The organism is Micrococcus sp. CH7 (assembly GCF_001595485.1).
GTDB lineage: Bacteria > Actinomycetota > Actinomycetes > Actinomycetales > Micrococcaceae > Micrococcus > Micrococcus luteus.
Map to the genome: position 1 here is coordinate 228603 of NZ_LOSQ01000008.1, position 17986 is coordinate 246588.

Here is a 17986-nt window from a genome sequence, read left to right on the forward strand (position 1 = left end):
AAAACGCCCCGGCGTCCGCCGTTTCCCGCACGAAAACGTGGGTGGGGGTCAGAGGCGGGCGTCGAGCCAGGCCAGCGCGTCGGCGACCGGGGCGCGCCAGCGCCAGCGGGCCTTGGCGTCGGCGCGGGTGGGGCCGAGGTTGATCAGCCCCGTCTCATGCCCGGCCCGCTCGGCCCGCAGCACGAACCGGTAGCCGCTCATCACGGCCAGCGAGGTGCCGACGGCGAGCACCGTGCCGCCGTCGTCGGCCATCGCCTCCGCGGCCGCGCGCCGCGCCGCGGGCACGGACTCGCCGAAGTACACGACGTCCGGCTTGAGCTTCACGGAGCCGCACACCCGGCAGCCGACCATCGTGAACTCCTCCACCCAGTGCTGGTCGAGGGAGACGTCCCCGTCGGGGTTCACGGCGTCCGGGTCGATCGCCACGCGCTCGAGGTAGCCCGGATTGGCGGCCTCGAGCCGCAGGTCCAGGTCACGGCGGGACTCGGTGGCCCCGCAGTTCAGGCAGGCCACGCGCGCCAGGTCCCCGTGGAGCTCGATCAGCCGGTCCTCCGGCATCCCCGCCGCGCGTCCGGCCTCGGCGTGCAGCCCGTCCACGTTCTGGGTCAGGACGCCGGCGATCCGCCCCTCGGCCGCCCAGCGCGCGAGGATGCGGTGCGCCTCGTTCGGGCGGGCCTGGTCCATGCGGCGCCAGCCCACGAACGAGCGCGCCCAGTAGCGGTGGCGGGCGGCCGGGTCGTCCCGGAACTCCTGGTACGTCATCGGCCGGTGGCGGTGCAGGGACCCGTTTGGCCCCCGGTAGTCCGGGATGCCGGAGTCCGTGGACACGCCGGCCCCGGTGATCACGAGCGGGCGGGACTCCTCCATCAGACGCAGCAGACCCCGAGACGCCGTCTCGGGGTCCTGCAGCGGTGCTGTCTCATCCACCACCCTGGCGATCGACCGCAGGGCGGCCTGATACCCGTCCAGGGCCGGATGCCGTGCGGGCGTCATCGCGCCCGCGCGTCGTCGTCCTCGTCCTCCGCGTAGAGGTCCGCGTACGGATCCTCGTACTCGGGCTCCTGGTCCTGCTCCGGGCCGCGCGTGCGTCCGCCCGTGAGCTCTCGCTCCAGTGCCGAGAGGTCTGTTCCGGGAGAGAAGTACTTCATCTCCCGTGCCTGCTTCGTGGCCTTCGCCTTCTGACGGCCGCGCCCCATGAGCGTGACCCCCTTCGCATCTCTCGCCGCCTCGGATCTGTGGCGCACAGGGGCCCGCCGAGGTCTTCACTGGTCAATATGGTTCGTGCGGACAAGGATACATGACCCGCCGGACGGCCTGTGGACGACGACGACCGGCCCGGTCCGGCGGGGCGTGCAGTGGCGCCGGGCGCGGCGCGGGCGGCCGCGACACGGGCGGCATCCGGCTGGACGGGCGTGACACACACCCTGTACGGACGCTGGACGACCGGCTAGGTTGCGTACGTCACACCCACTCCGACGATGAGGATGCCCATGCGCCGCACCCCCACCCTGCTGGCCGCCGCCACCCTGGCCGCCACGCTGACCGCCGCCCCCGTCTCACTCGCCGCCCCGGCCGCCCCGGCCGCCCCCGCGAAGGCCCCCGCGGCCACCACGCAGACCGCCGACCGCGGCCTGGGCCCCGGCCTGAACCGCGCCGGCGGCAACCCGAACTCCCCGGAGAAGCTGGTCCGATCCATCTCCTCGGACCACCTCCGCCAGGACATCGAGGCGTTCGCGGCCATCGCGGACGAGCACGGCAACCGCGCCGCGGGCACGCCGGGCTTCCAGGCCTCCCTCGACTACGCTGTGGGCGAGCTCGAGGAGGCCGGCTACGACGTCGAGCTCCAGGAGTTCGAGATCACCTACACCGAGACCTTGCGGGACCGGCTTCAGCAGACCGGCCCCGTCCAGCGCGACCTCGAGCACACCGTCTTCACGTCCTCGCCCTCGGCGCAGGTCACCGACGCCCCGCTCACCGCCCCCGCCGGCGCCGCCACCGGCTGCGCCGACGCGGACTGGGCCGGCGCGGACCTGACCGGCAGCGTCGCCCTGGTCTCCCGGGGCGACTGCACCTTCGCCCAGAAGTCCCAGGTCGCGGCCGCCTCCGGCGCCGAGGCCGTCATCATCTACAACAACGCCGAGGGCGCACTGAACGGCACCCTGGGCGCCGAGCCGGGCGACGTCGTCGGGACCGTGGGCGTGACCCGCGAGCTGGGCGCCCACCTGCTGGCCCAGACCCGCGGCGGCGGCGCCACCGTCACCCTGGACCTCGAGCAGCTCGTGGAGCAGCGGCCCACCTGGAACGTGCTGGCGGAGACGCGCACGGGCAGCGACGACGACGTCGTGATGCTCGGCGCCCACCTGGACGGCGTGCCGGAGGGCCCGGGCATCCACGACAACGCCTCGGGCGTCGCGGCGACCCTCGAGGTCGCGCGCCAGGCCGCCAAGGCCAACAAGGCCGAGAGCAAGGTCCGCTTCGCCCTGTGGGGCGCCGAGGAGATCGGCCTGCTGGGCTCGCACCACTACGTGGACACCCTGACCGCCGCGGAGCGCGAGGACATCATCCTCTACACCAACCTGGACATGGTGGCGCCGCTGGACCACCAGAACACGCTCGGCGTGCTCACGGCCGACTGGTCGATCGGTGCTGAGTCCCTGCTCGGCGCGCAGCTCGACCGCGACGGCCACGCGCACCAGCCCGAGGGCAGCAACGGCCGCTCGGACTACGCGCCGTTCGTGGACGCGGGCATCGCCTCGACGGGCCTGCTGTCGATCCGCGACGACAACTACCACACGCCCCAGGACGACATCGACAACGTCTCCATCACCACGCTGACCCACACGGCCCGCGCGGTGGCCAACCTGATCGGCACCCTCCAGCAGGACGCCGACGCCCTCGGCACCCGCTGACCCGCGCGGCTCCGTCCGACCCGCAGACGCCGTCGGGGGCGGTTTCGGGTGGTATCCAGGCCGGATACCACCCGAAACCGCCCCCGACGTGCCAGAGGGAGGAGGGTCACGAGCCGCCGGTCCCGGCGTCAGCCCTTGCGGGTCACGGTGAGGCCGTTCTCGCCCTCGACGCGGTCCACGACCACGGTGTCCCCGTCCGCGATCTCCCCGGCGAGGATGCCGCGGGCCAGGCGGTCGCCGATCTCGCGCTGCACCAGGCGGCGCAGGGGCCGGGCGCCGTAGGCCGGGTCGAACCCGGTCTCGGCGAGCCACGCCTTGGCGGCGTCGGACACCTCGAGGGTGAGGCGGCGGTCCGTCAGGCGCGCCTGCAGGGACTCGACCTGCAGGTCCACGATCCGCGTCAGCTCGTCCACGGTGAGCGCGTCGAACTGCACGATCTCGTCCAGGCGGTTGAGGAACTCGGGCTTGAACGCCGCGCGCACCACGGACATCACGGACTCGCGCTTGGCGGCCTCGTCCAGGGTCGGGTCCACGAGGAACTGCGAGCCCAGGTTCGAGGTGAGGATCAGGATCACGTTGCGGAAGTCCACGGTGCGGCCCTGGCCGTCGGTGAGGCGGCCGTCGTCGAGCACCTGGAGCAGGATGTCGAAGACCTCGGGATGGGCCTTCTCCACCTCGTCCAGCAGCACCACCGAGTAGGGGCGACGCCGCACGGCCTCCGTGAGCTGGCCGCCCTCGTCGTAGCCGACGTAGCCCGGAGGGGCGCCGACCAGGCGGGAGACGGAGTGCTTCTCCGCGTACTCGGACATGTCGATCCGCACCATGGCGCGCTCGTCGTCGAAGAGGAACTCCGCGAGCGCCTTGGCGAGCTCGGTCTTGCCCACGCCCGTGGGGCCCAGGAACAGGAACGAGCCGGTGGGCCGGTTCGGGTCCGCGATTCCGGCCCGCGAGCGGCGCACCGCGTCCGCGACGGCGACGACGGCGTCCCGCTGCCCGATCAGCCGCTCGCCGAGGTGCTCCTCCATGGTGAGCAGCTTCTCGGACTCGGCGGTGAGCATGCGGCCGGCGGGGATGCCGGTCCACGCGGAGACCACCTCGGCGATGTCGTCCGCCGTGACCTCCTCGGAGACCATCGGCTCGGTGGTCGAGCGGTCGGCCTCGCGGGCGGCGCGGTCCGCCTCCTCGAGCTGCTTCTCCAGCGCGGGGATCTCGCCGTACAGCAGGCGGGAGGCCTCGGCGAGGTCGCCGTCGCGCTGGGCCTTCTCGGCCAGCGAGCGCAGCTCGTCCACCTTGGCGCGCAGGTCACCGGCCTCGTTGAGGGTGGCCTTCTCCGCGTCCCAGCGGGCTGTGAGGGCGGTGAGCTCCTCCTCGCGGTCCGCCTTCTCGGTGCGCAGGGCCTCGAGCCGCTCGACGGATGCCGGGTCCGTCTCGCCCTCGAGGGCGAGCTCCTCCATGGTCAGGCGGTCCACCTGGCGGCGCAGGACGTCGATCTCCTCCGGGGCGGAGTCGATCTCCATGCGCAGGCGCGAGGCGGCCTCGTCCACGAGGTCGATGGCCTTGTCGGGCAGCTGGCGGCCGGTGATGTACCGGTGGGACAGCGTGGCCGCGGCCACGAGCGCGGAGTCGGCGATGGCCACCTTGTGGTGGGCCTCGTAGCGCTCCTTGAGCCCGCGCAGGATGGCGATCGTGTCGTCCACGCTGGGCTCGCCCACGTAGACCTGCTGGAAGCGGCGCTCCAGGGCGGGGTCCTTCTCGATGTTCTCGCGGTACTCGTCCAGGGTGGTCGCGCCGATCAGGCGCAGCTCGCCGCGGGCCAGCATGGGCTTGAGCATGTTGCCCGCGTCCATGGCACCCTCGGACGCGCCCGCGCCCACGACGGTGTGGATCTCGTCGATGAACGTGACGACCTGACCCTCGGCGGCCTTGATCTCCTCGAGGACGGCCTTCAGGCGCTCCTCGAACTCGCCGCGGTACTTGGCGCCGGCGACCATGGCACCCAGGTCCAGGCTGATCAGCGTCTTGCCGCGCAGGGACTCGGGGACGTCCCCGGCCACCATCCGCTGGGCCAGGCCCTCGACGACGGCGGTCTTGCCGACGCCGGGCTCGCCGATGAGCACGGGGTTGTTCTTGGTGCGGCGCGAGAGCACCTGCACCACGCGGCGGATCTCGGCGTCGCGGCCGATCACCGGGTCGAGCTTGCCGGAGCGGGCGACCTCCGTGAGGTCCGTGCCGTACTTCTCCAGGGACTGGAAGGTGTTCTCCGGGTCCTGGGTGGTGACGCGCGAGTCGCCGCGCACCTGGGTCAGGGCGGCGGCGAGCGCCTCGAGGCTCGCCCCGTTCGAGCGCAGTGCCTCACCGGCCTCGCCCGGATCCGCGGCCACGCCGAGCAGCAGGTGCTCGGTGGAAACGAACTGGTCCGAGCGCTGCTCGGCCTGGGTGCGCGCGTTCTGCACGACCTGCAGGGCGGCGCGCGAGAGCTGCGCCTGGGCCACCGTGCTGCCCTGGGTGGAGGGCAGGCGCCGGATGGCCGAGGAGGCCGCCGTGGAGACGGCGTCGGGGTCGGCCCCGGCGGCCTTGAGGACGGCCACGGCGACGGACTCCCGCTGGTCCATCAGGGCCTTCAGCAGGTGGGCCGGCTCGATCTGGGGGTTGCCGGCGGTGGAGGCGTTCATGGCCGCGGCCGAGAGCGCCTCCTGGCTCTTGGTGGTGAACTTGGCATCCATGTGCGCCTCGCTCCTTCTCTCCCCCGTGTCCCGGGGGTGTCGGACAACCGTCGACGGCGGGCCATTCCCACCGCCGAGACAAAGTTGAGTCTATGTGGCTCAACCCCCCTCGTGCCAGGGCTATTCCCCCGCGCGCCGGTACGTTGGTGCCATGGCCGGCTCCACAGCGGCGCCCCGGCGCCTCCGCACGTACACCCGACCGCGGGTGTCCCTGCTGTACGTCCTGCGCCGCACCCTGCACCGACTCTTCGAGCTGCAGGTCTGGGACGTGGCCGCCGCCATGACCTTCTTCGGGGCGCTGTCCCTGCTGCCCACCGTCATCGCCCTGCTCTCCGTGGTCTCGCTGCTGGGCGTCGAGGAGGAGACCGTGGACGCCGCGGCCCACCTGGCCGCCGAGATCTGGCCGTCGCTGACGCCCGACGTCGTCCGCGAGTGGATCCTGACCCTCGGCTCGGCCGGGCCCGGCACCGGCGCCGTCGTCCTGGGGGCCGTCGGCACCGTGGTGTCCGCCTCGGGCGCCGTCGGCGCGTTCCACCGGGCCATGCACCGCATCCACGACACCCGCGAGGGCCGGCCCTTCCTCCACTTCCGCCTCGTGGTCTTCGTCGAGACGCTCGCCCTCATGCTCGGCGCCGTGCTGATCACGATCCTGGTGGTCGTCGGCGGGGACCTCTCCCAGCGCCTCGGCCAGGCCGTCGGCCTGCCGGAGGAGACGGTCCAGACGTGGAACGTGGTGAAGTGGCCGGTCATCCTCGTGGTGATCGCCCTCATCGTGACCCTCGCCTACCGCCTGGGTCCCAACGTCCGGCAGCCCCGCTACCGCCCGCTCTCGCTCGGCGCCGTGGCCGTGGTGGTCCTGCTCTTCGGCGCCACCGTGGCCCTGGGCTGGATCACGGACCGGTTCGGCCAGTTCGCCGTGGTCGGGCGGATCAACTCCGCGATCGGCGTGCTCGCCCTCGCGTGGGTGGCGTGCATCGTGCTGTTGGCCGGGGCCGCCTTCGACGCGGAGGTGCTGCGTGCCCGCCAGCTGGCCGTCGGCATCGACGCCTCCGTCGAGATCCAGCTGGCGACGCGGCACACCGCGGTGCTCGAGGACTCCGAACGGTACGAGGCCCGCAACCGCCGCCTGGCCCGGCTCGTGGCCGACGCCGTACGCGCCGGCGAGAACCTCACGATCGAGGCCACACCCCTGCTCTCCGAGGAGGGGCGCCTCCTCGCGGTCGAGTCGGGGCAGCGGGGCCCGGAGGACGTCAGCTCGGGCAGCCCGTTCCACGCGGACCCGGTGTCCGACGACGGCGCCCGCCTCGAGCCGACGCCCCGGCCCGACGACTGACGGGTCAGCGCTCCCGCTTCTCGAACGCCTCGACCTGGGCACGCAGCGTCTCGGCCGCGATCTCCTCGTCGAGGCCCACCATGCCGAGGTACACGAGCTCGTCCCCGTCCGTGACGCCTCCGACGGTCATGGTGAACACGGGTGTGTCCATGCCCGAGTTCCCCAGGGAGATGTGGACCGCGTCCGGCACGCCGGGCACCGTCGTGAAGGCCGCCTCGACGCCGTCCGGGTCGCCGAACGTGCCGCACGTGTCGGCCAGCTCGCCGAAGGGCTCCAGCAGATCGGTGCCGTCCTCGGTGACCGCGACCATGCCGAACGCCCCGGCCTGGGAACCGGCCAGGCCGGTGACCGCGGCCGGGTCCACCTCGTACTGGGCCAGCGCACCGCCGAGCCCGGGCGCCTGCTGCGTGTTGATCTGCTCGATGAGGTCCGCGCAGGCGCCCGTGGGCGTGACGCCCGTCAGGCTCAGACTCGTGCTGATCGGTTCACCCCCGCCGCCGACCTGGGTCTCCATGTCCGTGAACACGCCGTCGGGCGCGGTCTGGGGCGTGAGCAGGACGTCCTCGAGCGCCTCCACGCGCTCCTCCTGCTCGTCCGTGAGGTCCGAGCCGGCCCCCATCGAGGCGGACTCCGACGCGTCGGCCGACGCGGACGCGGCCACCGAGGACGCGGCGGAGGACGAGGCCGTGGACACCGCCGTCGAGGGAGCCGCGGAGGACGACGTGGCCGCGTCCTGCGTGGGGCTCGCGGTCGCGCTGACGGTCGCCGGGGAGGCCGAGGACGCGTCGGAGGAGGGAGAGGACGACGAGGCCTCGCCGCCTCCCCCACCGCAGCCGACGCGCGCGAGGGCGCCCACGGCGAGCAGGGACAGGGGGGCGGCGGTGCGAGCGGGGGCGGCGGTGCGGAGCACGAGAGACCTCTCAGACCGGGTGACGACGATGTGACCAGTCTGGCAATCCCCACAGCGCAAGGCCAGTCTTCGTCTGCCGAGGCGGACCGCGGCAGGGCCACCGGTCGATCGGCTCGCTCCGCGGGGACGGGTCGTCTCCCGGCGCCCGCCACGGCGCCCGACGCACTACGATGACCACCAATCACGGCGGCACACGTCACTCTGCCGGCTCCCTCCGACCCGCACGCCCGTCCTCCCGACGGCGGCACAGAAGGCACTCCATGACCCGCATCCACTCCCGCCTCCTCGGCGCCGTGGGGCTCACCGCGTCGGCGGCGCTGCTCACCGGCTGCGCCGTCCTCGGCGGCGACGCCGGATCCGCCGGCATCGTGTCCGACGACGACCTGAGCACCTCGTACGGCCTCGTCCAGCCCGGCGTCCTGACGGTCTGCTCCGACATCCCCTACCCGCCCTTCGAGTTCGAGGAGAAGGGCGAGCTGACCGGCTACGACATCCAGCTGGTCGAGGCGGTGGCGGAGAAGCTGGGTCTCGGGGTGAACGTGATCGACTCCTCCTTCGAGGCCATCGAGTCGGGTGCCTCGCTCACCGGCTGCGACGTGAACGCCTCGTCGATCTCCATCACCGAGGCCCGCCAGCGCGTCATGGCCTTCACCCTGCCCTACCTCGACGACGACCTCGTCCTGGTCGCGAAGAAGGGCTCCGGCATCACCGACGTCGAGTCCGCGAAGGGCCGCCGGATCGGCGTGCAGGCCGCGACCACCGGCGACGAGTACGCCCAGCAGAACGGCCTGAGCCCCGTGCAGTTCGAGGACGGCGGCATGCAGATCCAGGCCATCCAGGCCGGCACCGTGGACGCCGCCATGGGCAACCAGTCCGTGCTGCTCTACTCGCTCAAGGACGACGATCGCTTCGAGGTGGTCGAGTCGCTGCCCACGGGCGAGCAGCTCGGCATGGCGGTCGGCCCGCAGAAGGCGCAGCTCGGCTCCGCCGTGAACCGCGCGCTGCAGGAGCTGCGCAACGACGGCACCGTGGCCGAGCTCCAGGAGCGCTGGTTCGGTCAGGCACAGGAGGACTACCGATGAGCACGCAGGCCCCCGTCTCGCCCGCACCGGCCATGAAGCCCGGCCGTGCGCGCCGCCGTCGCCGGCTGTCCCTGATCATCCAGGCGGCCGTCTTCGTCCTCGCCCTCGTCGTCCTGGCCGTCCTCATCGACTGGGGCACGCTCGCCGAGAACGTCCTGAACTTCCCCGCCGTGGCCCCGATGTTCCCCAACGTGATCCTCGTGGGCCTGGGCAACACGCTGTTCTACACGGTCACCTCGTTCGTCGTCGGCCTGCTGGGCGGCATCGTGCTCGCGCTCATGCGCCTGAGCTCGTTCGGCCCGTACCGGTGGCTGGCCACCGCCTACGTCGAGTTCTTCCGCGGCGTCCCCGCGCTGCTGGTGTTCCTCGCCTTCGGCTACGGGGTGCCCTTCGCGTTCGGGGTGTCCTGGCCGATCCCCGTCGTCGTGATGGCGGCCCTGGGCATGGTCTCGGCCGCGTACATCGCCGAGACCCTGCGTGCCGGCCTGCAGGCCGTGCCCCGCGGCCAGATGGAGGCGGCCCGGTCCCTCGGCATGCCGACGTGGCGGGCCATGGTCACCATCGTGATCCCCCAGGCGTTCCGCATCGTGCTGCCGCCGCTCACCAACGAGGTCATCCTCCTGACCAAGGACTCCTCGCTGGTCTACGTGCTCGGCCTGGCCGCGCACGAGTACGAGCTCACCAAGTTCGGCCGCGACGGCATCTCCGCCCTCGACGCCGGCATGACGCCGATCCTCGTGGCCGGCCTGTTCTACCTCGTGATCACCGTGCCGCTGTCCCTGCTGGCCCGCCGGTTCGAGGCCCGTTCGACCAAGAAGGGGCACTGAGATGGCCCAGCAGAACCCCATCACCGGATCCTTCGGCGCGGTGGCCGCCGCGGACGCCGCCGGCGTGCACGTGGCCGGCCTCAACAAGTCCTTCGGCGCCAACCACGTGCTGCGCGGCATCGACCTCGACGTCGCCCCCGGCGAGGTCGTGTGCCTGATCGGCCCGTCCGGCTCGGGCAAGTCCACCCTCCTGCGCTGCGTGAACCTGCTGGAGAAGCCCGACTCGGGCGTCGTCACGGTCGGTGAGTTCACGGTCACGGACGAGGACGTGGACCTGGACGTGCTGCGCCGCCACGTGGGCATGGTGTTCCAGCAGTTCAACCTGTTCCCGCACCTGTCCGTGCTGGAGAACTGCACCGTGGCCCAGCTCAAGGTGCTCAAGCGGGGCAAGGCCGAGGCGGCGGACATCGCCCGTCGGCAGCTGGCCCGCGTGGGCCTGGCCGAGCTCGAGGACCGCTACCCGGACCAGCTCTCCGGCGGCCAGCAGCAGCGCGTGGCGATCGCCCGTGCGCTGGCCATGGACCCGCAGCTGATGCTCTTCGACGAGCCCACCTCGGCCCTCGACCCCGAGACCGTCGGCGACGTCCTGGCGATCATGCGCCAGCTGGCCCGCGACGGCATGACCATGCTCGTGGTCACCCACGAGATGGGCTTCGCCCGCGAGGTGGCCGACCGGGTCGTGTTCATGGACGGCGGCGTCGTGGTGGAGGCCGGCCCGGCCGCCGCGGTGATCTCCGACCCCCAGCAGCCGCGCACCCAGGACTTCCTGCGCCGCGTGCTGCACCCCACCGAGATCGACCTCTGAGCCTGCCCGCCCGGTGGGCGGGCACATGCGTGAGGGGCCCCGCCCGGACCATGGTCCGGGCGGGGCCCCTCACGCGTGCGGCGGAGGCGTCAGGCCTTCTTGCGCAGCTTCTTCAGCTCGTCACGGGCCTCGCGCAGCGCGGCGACCTGCTCCTCACGGGCGGCGTGGATCGCGGCGACCTTCTCGTCCTGGGCGTCGCGGATGGCCTGCACCTTGGCATCGCGGGCGCCCTCGATGCGGGCGGCGCGCTTCTTGGCGGCCTTGCGGCGCTTGCCGGGGCGGTTGGCCACGGAGTCGGCGGTGATGGCCAGGCCGGAGCCGACCAGGAAGATGTCCTTGGCGACGCCGGTGCCCTCCTGGGACGGACGCACGCCGTCCGCCTCGGTCATCTCCGGGGTGTTCAGGTACATGGAGAACAGGCCGCCGGAGAACGCGGTCAGGGCGGAGCCGGCGAGCCAGCCCGGGACGAACGGGGCCAGCAGGGCCGAGCCCACGCCGATCTCGGTGCCCACGAGGAACTTCTTGAACTGCTCCGGCGACAGGTTGGCCAGCGCGGGCAGGCCGCGGGCGCCCATGTCGCGCAGGCCCTGGGCCTGCTCCGCGGAGATGCCGCGCTTGTTCAGGCCGGAGTTCAGGATGAACGCGCCGGAGGCCAGGCGCAGCGGAATCTGGACGATGCTCATGGAGTCTTCCTTCCAGTAGGGCCCGCGGCACGCACGTGGAGTGGGGTGTGGCGCGAACGGTCGGTGAGCGGTCAGCACCTCTGACACTACCAACGGCAGCCCGCTCCCGCCCGCCCGGAGGCGCGACTGTGCGCGCAGAGCGGACGACGTCGGCGCCTCGACCACGTCGCGGAGGCGGTCGATGATGGACAATGGGGCGCATGCTCCCCCTCGTCACACCCCTGACCGTGGCCGCCGCCGCGCCCACCGACTACGGCTGGCTCGGCAACATCGTCGTGGACATCATGGAGGCGGTCGGCCCGATCGGCGTCGGCCTGGCCGTCTTCGCGGAGAACATCTTCCCGCCCATCCCGTCCGAGGTGATCCTGCCCCTGGCCGGCTTCACCGCGGCCGGCGGCGCCTTCAGCCCGCATGCCGCGCTGGTCTGGGCGACGGTCGGCTCGATCGTCGGCGCACTGGCCCTCTACGGCATCGGCGCGTGGCTCGGCCGCCGCCGCATGTACCGCATCGCGGACCGCATGCCGCTGGTGGACATGGAGGACGTGGCCAAGACCGAGCGCTGGTTCATCCGCTACGGCTACTGGACCGTGTTCCTGGGCCGCATGGTCCCCGTGTTCCGCTCCCTGATCTCCATCCCCGCGGGCATCGAGCGGATGAACCTCGCGAAGTTCACCCTGTTCACGGCGCTGGGCTCCCTCATCTGGAACGCGATCTTCGTCTACGGCGGCTACGCGCTCGGGGAGCGGTTCCACGTCATCTCCGAGTACGCGGACGTCTTCTCCAACATCGTCCTGGTCCTGATCCTGGCCTTCCTCGCGACCTGGGTGGTCCTGCGCCTGCGCCGCGACGCCCGCCGCCGGAACGACCCGGACTGGCGCCCGCCGACCGCGGATGAGATGGCCGCCCGCGTCGAGTCCATCCTGGAGTCCTCCGACCACCGGAAGTGAATCGCATGCGTCCCGTCCTGCCTTCCCCCCGCCGTGGCCGCGCGACCCTCGGCCTGGCCGCCGTCGCCCTGGTGGCGCTGAGCGCCTGTGCTCGCACCGAGCCGCAGCCCGAGCCTGCGCCCGACACGACGGCGGCCTCCGCCCTGCCGTCCATGGACATGGCCCCGTTCACGGTCGAGGTCCCCTCGCACGACCTCGCGAGGGTGCCGGAGGCGAGCGTCGCCGTGCTCGAGGGCGAGGACCCGGACCACCACGGGGCGTGGCTGCAGGTGCCCGGGGCGCCGGCCTGGTCGGAGGCCATGGCCGGGGCCGTGCGCGCCCAGATCGACCAGTACCGCCGGGACACCGACCCCAGCGCGGACCCGCGCCTGGAGATCCAGCCGCAGCTCGCCGTCGTGGCCGAGGACATCGCCGCGGCCCGCCTGCTCGCCACGGAACGGCGCGGCACGGACTCCGTGTCCACCTCGCACGTGATCTGGTACTCGGCCCGCGAGGACCGCGTGCTCGAGACCGCCGATCTCTTCACCCCCGACGGCTGGGACGCGTTCCGCGCCGAGGTGCGCCAGCGCATGGCCAACGACCCGGACGTGATCGGCTCGCGCCTGGACTCGGCGGTCGACGCGCCGGAGCAGGTGGAGAACCGTCGCGTCTGGGACGCGGTGGTCTTCCTCCCGGACGGCAGCCTGTTGCTCGAGGCGGACCAGGCGTCCATGGCGCCGGCCGCCGCGGGTGTGCTGACGGTGCGGATCCCCCGGGACACGGCAGCCCCCTGGCTGTCCGACCAGGGCCACGTCGCCGCGGACGCCGCCTCCGCCCCCGCCGACCTGCGTCTGCCGGACCGCTCCACCCCGACCCCCGAGGAGCAGCAGCCGGAGCCCGCCCCCGAACCGGAGCCCGAGACGTCCTCGTGGACGGAGGAGGCCACCGGCGCACCCGTGCCGCCCCCGTCCGCGCCCGCCGACACGGCGGCCCCGACGCCCAGCGCGACCACTCCGGTGCCGAGCAGCACGGCCCCGTCCTCCTCGACCCCCGCGCCCACCCGCTCGGCCACGCCGTCCTCCCCGACGTCTCCCCCCACCTCGTCCTCGCCGTCGGGCACGGGATCCGGCAGTCCGACGCCGAGCACCCCCGACCCGACGCCGACCTCCGCGACGCCGACCCCCACGTCCCCGAGCCCGTCCGGTCCGTCCACGAGCGCGCCGGCCACGGACCCCGCGCCGGACCCGACCGAGTCCGCGCCCGAGCCGACCGCCACGACGGCCTCGGCGCCCGCGTCGCCCACGTCGGGAGACCGCTCCAGCGGCACCCCCTGACCCCGGCGCCGGGCGCCGTCGTCGGCCGCGGTCTGCACCGTCGACGCGCGGCCGTGGCAGGATCGGGGCGATGACTGAGCACCTGCCCCGCCCCTGCCCGGACGCACCCGGCCCCGACGCCGTGCCGCCGCCCGCCGAGCGCGTCCACGCGCACGACCACAATCGGGACAAGGACCCCGCCCTCGTCCGACGGGAGCCGGTCTCCTTCGTCCGACGTGGTGCGCGCCTGAACGCGGGGCGGCAGGCCGTGTGGGACCGCCAGGCGGAGCGGGTCCTCGTGGACGTGCCTCGCGGCCGCGGCGCCACCTCGGTGGACGGCCAGGCCCGACTGGACTGGGCGGGGGTGTTCGGGCGCGAGGCCCCCCTGCTGGTCGACATCGGCTCCGGGCTGGGCGAGTCAACGGCGCAGGCCGCCGCCGACCGGCCGGACTGGAACGTGCTCGCCGTCGAGGTCTACGTGCCCGGCCTGGCCGCGCTCATGACGCGCGTGGAGCAGCAGGGCCTGGAGAACGTCCGCGCCGTGGAGGCCAACGCCCCCGAGCTGCTGGACGCCCTGCTCACGCCCGGCTCCGTCTCCGAGGTGTGGGTGTTCTTCCCGGACCCGTGGCACAAGAAGCGGCACCACAAGCGCCGCCTGGTCTCCCCCGCCTTCGCGGACCGCGTGGCGCGGGTGCTCACCCCCGGCGGGGTGCTGCGGCTGGCGACGGACTGGTCGGGCTACGCCGTGCAGATGCGCGAGGTGCTCGAGGCGCACCCGGAGTTCGAGAACCTCTTCCCCGGGCGCGCCGCGGGCGAGGACTCTCCGCTCACGCGGGTGCGCCGCGAGGGCAGGGAGACCGAGGTGGGTGCCCAGCCGCTGCCCGCGGGATGGGAGAGCGCGGCCGAGGAGGAGCGCCCCCTGCGCGCCGGCCTGGGCGAGGCGCGGGCCGGCGCGGCGGCCGCGGACCCCGTGGACCACGACGGCGGCTGGGCGCCCCGGTTCGAGGGCCGACCGATCACGAGCTTCGAGGCGAAGTCCCAGCGGGCCGGGCGGCTCGTGTTCGACCTGGCGTACCGCCGCCGCTGAGCACGGGGCCCGACGGGGTCGCTCAGGCCGGGGCGACCGGCCCGGCCGGGTCGGCGCCGTCCGGAACGGGCGACAGCGGCAGGCCGGCGGTCACCCGCGCGGTCGCCGCGAGCGTCACGGACCCGGCGTCCCGGTAGCCCCTCGGGGCGTCCTCGGGGGCCGTCGGCGACCAGCGGGCCGTGCGGTGGCCGCGGACGGCGGCCCCCGCCAGGCCGGGCCGCGGGGCCACCGGCAGCACGGCGGCGTCCGTCCAGTCCCGACGACGGCCGACCGCGCGGCCGACCCGGGCGAGGAGATCGCCCGGGGCCAGGGCGCGGAACGTCCGCCCGGACCGCAGGCCGAGGTGCGCGGCCCGGGCCGCCAGGGCGGCGGGCAGGCCGACCGTGCCCGAGACCACGAGGGCCTCGACGGGACGCTCGGCCGGCCACGGGGCCTCCGCGTCGTCGGGCTGCAGGCCCCGGTCCGCGAGCAGGCGCAGGGCGTGCGCGGCCACGAGCGAGCCGTACGAGTGGGCCTCCACGGCCCCGTGCACGGCGGTCCCGCGGGCGCGCAGGGCCGGGGCGACATCGTCGTCCTCCCCCGGCCCGTGGCGCAGGAACTCCCACCAGGCCCGCACATCCGCGGCGAGCATCGCGCCGCCGCGCCGGCCGGGGCCGTCGAGCACCACCCGCCAGGGCGTGGGTGCGGGGTAGCCGAGCCACCCGATGACGACGGGGCGGGGTGCGCCGGCGGCGCGCTGGGCGGCGGCGAGGTGGGCGGCCTCCCGGGCCGTCCCCCACATGGCCGTCTGGGGGCGGATGCCCATGCCGGAGACGAGCCAGGTCAGGTGGGTGGCGGTCGCGGGGTCCCCCGCGGCGACCACCGCGCGCGGCCCGTCCGGGCCCTCGAGGACGTAGTCCAGCAGATGCCGGGCGGGCAGGTGCGGGTCCATGCCCTCCGGCTTGAGGGCGTGGACGATCCCGTCCAGGGCGCTCCGGGCCTGCCGGCCGAGGCCGTCGCGCCGGGCCATGTCGGCGCGCAGCCGCTCCTGCACGCGGGACCGCGCGGCCGCCCCGAACGACGCCCGGCTCAGTCCTGCTCGGACTGCCACGTGGGCACCCGTCGGAGGCCTGCGACGCCGGAGGGCAGCCTCCGCAGGCCGCTCGGGCAGGCCTCGCCCGCGGTGTCCGCCCCGGCCCGTGCCGCGGCGTGACGGCGGACGGCCATCCGGTCGGCGTAGCGGGCCGAGACGTCACCGCCGGAGCCCACGGTGAAGACGCGGGCCAGGCGGGAGGCGTGGTGGAGGCGGTCCACCTGGGCAGCCAGCTCGACCACGGTGTCCTGCAGCTGCTCGACCTCGCGCTGCAGCGCGATCACGCGGCGGATGCCCTCCAGCGAGATGCCTTCGCGGCTCAGGGTCTGCACGGTCTGCAGCCGCTCGACGTCGGCGAGGGAGTAGCGGCGGTGCCGTCCGTCCTGGCGGGCGGGGACCACGAGGCCGAGCCGGTCGTACTGGCGCAGGGTCTGCGGATGCATGTCCGCCATCTCGGCGGCCACGGAGATCACGAAGACCGGGGCGTGCCGGTCGGGACCCCCCTCGCGGCCCCGGTCCGCACGGGCGGCGCCGTCGCGGGCGCTCACCAGGCTGCCTTCCGGGCCAGCTCCCGCCGCGGATCGTCGCCGGCAGTGGCGGACTGCAGGGCCTCGACGGCGGCGCGGGCGTCGTCGTTGAGCGTGGTGGGCACGGTGACGCGCAGCTCCACGAGCAGGTCACCCGTCGTCGTCCCGCGCTCGACACCGCGGCCCTTCAGGCGCAGCACGCGGCCACACTGGGAGCCCGCCGGCACCTTCACCTTCACGGGGCGCTCCAGCGTGGGCACCTCGATCGTGGCGCCGAGGGCGGCCTCGGGGAAGGTGACGGGCACGGTGATGCGCAGGTCGTCCCCGTCCCGGTGGAAGAACTCGTGCTCGCGCACGTGCACGGTGACCAGCAGGTCGCCGCGGCCGGCCGCACCGGGCGCGCCCTTGCCGCGGGCACGGACCTTCTGGCCGTCGCGGATGCCCTTCGGGATCTTCACCTCGATCGTCTCGCCGTCCGGGCCGCGCAGGGACACCGTGGTGCCCTGGATCGAGCCGCGGAAGGAGATCGTGGTGGTGGCGGTGCGGTCCGCGCCCTTCGTGGGGCGCGGCCGCGCGTAGCCGGCGTCACCGAAGCCGCCGGGGCCGAAGCCGCCGGTCTGGCCGGCGGCGCCGCCGAACATCCCGCTGAACAGGTCCGACAGGTCGGGCCCGGACTGCGTGGTGCGGGGGCCGCCCCCGCCGCCGAACATGCCGCCGAAGACGTCCTCGAAGCCGCCGCCGCCGGCACCGCCCGGGGCGGAGAACCGGGCGCCGCCGCCCATCGCGCGGATCGCGTCGTACTCCTGGCGCTCCTGGGGGTCGCTCAGGACGGCGTACGCCTCCGAGATCTCCTTGAACTTCTTCTCGGCCGCCTCGTCCCCGGGGTTCTGGTCCGGGTGGTGGGTGCGGGCGAGCTTGCGGTAGGCCTTCTTCACATCCGCATCGGAGGCGTCCTTGGACACCCCCAGGGTCGCGTAGAAGTCCTTGTCCATCCAATCCTGCGAGGCCATGGTGCCTCCTCTCGTGTGCATCGGTCAGGGGGTCGGCCGGCGGCGGGGTGGGCCGCCGGCCGACGGGGTCACTCGTCTCCGGCGGAGACCATCACCTGGGCGGCGCGCAGCACGCGGCCGTCCCGGACGTAGCCGTTGCGGAAGACCTGGACCACGTGGTCCGCGGGCACCTCCGCGTGCGGCTGGCGCATCACGGCCTCGTGCAGGGCCGGGTCGAACTCGACGCCGGCCAGCGCCGCCTGGTCGTGGCGCTCGAGGCCGAGGCCGGCCAGGACGGTGTCGAGCTTGGTCGCGATGGCGGCGAACGGGCCGTCCGTCAGGTCGCCGGCGGCGCGGGCGGCGTCGATGTCGTCGAGCACCGGCAGCAGCGCGGTGACGGCCTTGAGCACGCCGGCGTCCCTGGCCAGGTCGCGGTCGCGGTCCACGCGACGCTTGTAGTTCACGAACTCGGCCTGCAGACGTCGCAGGTCGGTCTCGAGCTCGGCCTCGCGGTCCGAGGCCGCGGGCTGCGGCGCCTCGGTCCCGGCCTCCGCGCCGGCCTCGTCGAGGATGCGCTCGGCCTGGGCGAGGGCGTCGCCGTCCTCGGCCTGCTCGGCCGCGCTCTCGGCGGAGACGCGGGGCTCACCGGTCTCGGGGTCGATGCGGCGACGGTCGTTGAACACGATGGGCTCCTCCTCGGAGCCGCGCTCGGCGTCGGAGGAGCCGTGCGGACGCTGCTGGTCGGCGCTCATGGTGTGTCCTTTCGAAGCGGGTGGGCGCGGCGGGTCCGCCGCGCGGGG

Annotated in this window: 17 protein-coding genes; 8 read left to right on the forward strand and 9 right to left on the reverse strand. The window is 74.0% G+C overall.

From position 1 onward, the window contains the following. Nucleotides 1–48: 48 nt before the first annotated feature. Together AUV08_RS04480 and AUV08_RS04485 are read right to left on the reverse strand one after the other, a co-directional pair. Nucleotides 49–993, reverse strand: coding sequence for a Sir2 family NAD-dependent protein deacetylase (locus tag AUV08_RS04480; protein WP_061867644.1), 945 nt, complete (start codon nucleotides 991–993; stop codon nucleotides 49–51). Beyond that, nucleotides 990–1196, reverse strand: a complete 207-nt coding sequence (locus AUV08_RS04485) for a DUF3073 domain-containing protein (RefSeq protein ID WP_036314242.1) — start codon at nucleotides 1194–1196, stop codon at nucleotides 990–992. Before AUV08_RS04485 ends, AUV08_RS04480 begins: the two co-directional genes overlap by 4 nt. Before the next feature lie 294 nt (nucleotides 1197–1490). Here AUV08_RS04485 and AUV08_RS04490 point away from each other — a divergent pair, with 294 nt between their 5' ends. Further along, entirely contained in the window at nucleotides 1491–2909 is a 1419-nt protein-coding gene (locus tag AUV08_RS04490) for a M20/M25/M40 family metallo-hydrolase (protein WP_061867643.1), read from the forward strand. Nucleotides 2910–3037: 128 nt separating this feature from the next. On the opposite strand, the gene clpB is transcribed toward AUV08_RS04490, so the two are convergent. Continuing rightward, nucleotides 3038–5632 (reverse strand): ATP-dependent chaperone ClpB, encoded by a 2595-nt coding sequence (gene clpB / locus AUV08_RS04495; RefSeq protein ID WP_061867642.1) that lies wholly within the window; start codon nucleotides 5630–5632, stop codon nucleotides 3038–3040. A gap of 151 nt (nucleotides 5633–5783) precedes the next feature. Here clpB and AUV08_RS04500 point away from each other — a divergent pair, with 151 nt between their 5' ends. Beyond that, nucleotides 5784–6965 carry a YihY/virulence factor BrkB family protein gene (locus AUV08_RS04500; RefSeq protein WP_061867641.1) on the forward strand — a complete coding sequence of 394 codons (1182 nt, stop codon included), beginning with the start codon at nucleotides 5784–5786 and terminating at the stop codon, nucleotides 6963–6965. Nucleotides 6966–6969: 4 nt separating this feature from the next. Here AUV08_RS04500 and AUV08_RS04505 read toward each other — a convergent pair whose 3' ends face one another. Next, the gene (locus AUV08_RS04505) at nucleotides 6970–7875 is read right to left on the reverse strand and encodes a hypothetical protein (RefSeq protein ID WP_231862108.1); all 906 of its coding nucleotides are present in this window, start codon (nucleotides 7873–7875) and stop codon (nucleotides 6970–6972) included. Between the two features lie 260 nt (nucleotides 7876–8135). Here AUV08_RS04505 and AUV08_RS04515 point away from each other — a divergent pair, with 260 nt between their 5' ends. The 3 genes from AUV08_RS04515 to AUV08_RS04525 are packed head-to-tail and all read left to right on the forward strand — an operon-like array spanning nucleotide 8136 to nucleotide 10589. After that, nucleotides 8136–8957 carry an ABC transporter substrate-binding protein gene (locus AUV08_RS04515; RefSeq protein WP_061867640.1) on the forward strand — a complete coding sequence of 274 codons (822 nt, stop codon included), beginning with the start codon at nucleotides 8136–8138 and terminating at the stop codon, nucleotides 8955–8957. Further along, nucleotides 8954–9784: an amino acid ABC transporter permease gene (locus tag AUV08_RS04520; protein WP_002853968.1), complete on the forward strand. Its 831-nt coding sequence runs from the start codon at nucleotides 8954–8956 to the stop codon at nucleotides 9782–9784. Before AUV08_RS04515 ends, AUV08_RS04520 begins: the two co-directional genes overlap by 4 nt. A 1-nt stretch (nucleotide 9785) precedes the next feature. After that, nucleotides 9786–10589, forward strand: a complete 804-nt coding sequence (locus AUV08_RS04525) for an amino acid ABC transporter ATP-binding protein (protein ID WP_002853962.1) — start codon at nucleotides 9786–9788, stop codon at nucleotides 10587–10589. A gap of 89 nt (nucleotides 10590–10678) precedes the next feature. On the opposite strand, the gene AUV08_RS04530 is transcribed toward AUV08_RS04525, so the two are convergent. Beyond that, the gene (locus AUV08_RS04530; RefSeq protein ID WP_002853955.1) at nucleotides 10679–11272 is read right to left on the reverse strand and encodes a hypothetical protein; all 594 of its coding nucleotides are present in this window, start codon (nucleotides 11270–11272) and stop codon (nucleotides 10679–10681) included. 200 nt (nucleotides 11273–11472) lie between these two features. On the opposite strand from AUV08_RS04530, the gene AUV08_RS04535 reads away from it, so the two are divergent. The 3 genes from AUV08_RS04535 (at nucleotide 11473) to trmB (ending at nucleotide 14598) form a co-directional block, all read left to right on the forward strand. After that, the gene (locus tag AUV08_RS04535; RefSeq protein ID WP_061867657.1) at nucleotides 11473–12219 is read left to right on the forward strand and encodes a DedA family protein; all 747 of its coding nucleotides are present in this window, start codon (nucleotides 11473–11475) and stop codon (nucleotides 12217–12219) included. Between the two features lie 5 nt (nucleotides 12220–12224). After that, nucleotides 12225–13532: a hypothetical protein gene (locus AUV08_RS04540; protein ID WP_061867639.1), complete on the forward strand. Its 1308-nt coding sequence runs from the start codon at nucleotides 12225–12227 to the stop codon at nucleotides 13530–13532. Nucleotides 13533–13602: 70 nt separating this feature from the next. Then, on the forward strand, nucleotides 13603–14598 hold the full coding sequence (gene trmB / locus AUV08_RS04545) for a tRNA (guanosine(46)-N7)-methyltransferase TrmB (protein ID WP_020626479.1): 996 nt from the start codon (nucleotides 13603–13605) through the stop codon (nucleotides 14596–14598). A gap of 22 nt (nucleotides 14599–14620) precedes the next feature. Here the strand turns inward: trmB and AUV08_RS04550 are convergent, their stop codons facing one another. From AUV08_RS04550 to AUV08_RS04565, 4 genes are all read right to left on the reverse strand, one after another. Continuing rightward, complete coding sequence (locus tag AUV08_RS04550) at nucleotides 14621–15688, reverse strand: alpha/beta hydrolase (RefSeq protein ID WP_225348670.1); 1068 nt, start codon at nucleotides 15686–15688, stop codon at nucleotides 14621–14623. Further along, entirely contained in the window at nucleotides 15667–16218 is a 552-nt protein-coding gene (locus tag AUV08_RS04555) for a heat shock protein transcriptional repressor HspR (protein WP_020626477.1), read from the reverse strand. Before AUV08_RS04555 ends, AUV08_RS04550 begins: the two co-directional genes overlap by 22 nt. Beyond that, nucleotides 16215–17207 (reverse strand): DnaJ C-terminal domain-containing protein, encoded by a 993-nt coding sequence (locus AUV08_RS04560; RefSeq protein ID WP_061867638.1) that lies wholly within the window; start codon nucleotides 17205–17207, stop codon nucleotides 16215–16217. Before AUV08_RS04560 ends, AUV08_RS04555 begins: the two co-directional genes overlap by 4 nt. Before the next feature lie 68 nt (nucleotides 17208–17275). Next, nucleotides 17276–17938, reverse strand: coding sequence for a nucleotide exchange factor GrpE (locus tag AUV08_RS04565; RefSeq protein ID WP_036383663.1), 663 nt, complete (start codon nucleotides 17936–17938; stop codon nucleotides 17276–17278). Between the last annotated feature and the right edge of the window lie 48 nt (nucleotides 17939–17986).

Coding starts and splice junctions, on each gene's coding strand:
- AUV08_RS04530 (WP_002853955.1), bottom strand. CDS start 11,272: ATGAGCATCGTCCAGATTCCGCTGCGCCTGGCCTCCGGCGCGTTCATC.
- AUV08_RS04560 (WP_061867638.1), bottom strand. CDS start 17,207: ATGGCCTCGCAGGATTGGATGGACAAGGACTTCTACGCGACCCTGGGG.
- AUV08_RS04480 (WP_061867644.1), bottom strand. CDS start 993: ATGACGCCCGCACGGCATCCGGCCCTGGACGGGTATCAGGCCGCCCTG.
- AUV08_RS04490 (WP_061867643.1), top strand. CDS start 1,491: ATGCGCCGCACCCCCACCCTGCTGGCCGCCGCCACCCTGGCCGCCACG.
- clpB (WP_061867642.1), bottom strand. CDS start 5,632: ATGGATGCCAAGTTCACCACCAAGAGCCAGGAGGCGCTCTCGGCCGCG.
- AUV08_RS04540 (WP_061867639.1), top strand. CDS start 12,225: ATGCGTCCCGTCCTGCCTTCCCCCCGCCGTGGCCGCGCGACCCTCGGC.
- AUV08_RS04485 (WP_036314242.1), bottom strand. CDS start 1,196: ATGGGGCGCGGCCGTCAGAAGGCGAAGGCCACGAAGCAGGCACGGGAG.
- AUV08_RS04500 (WP_061867641.1), top strand. CDS start 5,784: ATGGCCGGCTCCACAGCGGCGCCCCGGCGCCTCCGCACGTACACCCGA.
- AUV08_RS04515 (WP_061867640.1), top strand. CDS start 8,136: ATGACCCGCATCCACTCCCGCCTCCTCGGCGCCGTGGGGCTCACCGCG.
- AUV08_RS04525 (WP_002853962.1), top strand. CDS start 9,786: ATGGCCCAGCAGAACCCCATCACCGGATCCTTCGGCGCGGTGGCCGCC.
- AUV08_RS04520 (WP_002853968.1), top strand. CDS start 8,954: ATGAGCACGCAGGCCCCCGTCTCGCCCGCACCGGCCATGAAGCCCGGC.
- trmB (WP_020626479.1), top strand. CDS start 13,603: ATGACTGAGCACCTGCCCCGCCCCTGCCCGGACGCACCCGGCCCCGAC.
- AUV08_RS04565 (WP_036383663.1), bottom strand. CDS start 17,938: ATGAGCGCCGACCAGCAGCGTCCGCACGGCTCCTCCGACGCCGAGCGC.
- AUV08_RS04535 (WP_061867657.1), top strand. CDS start 11,473: ATGCTCCCCCTCGTCACACCCCTGACCGTGGCCGCCGCCGCGCCCACC.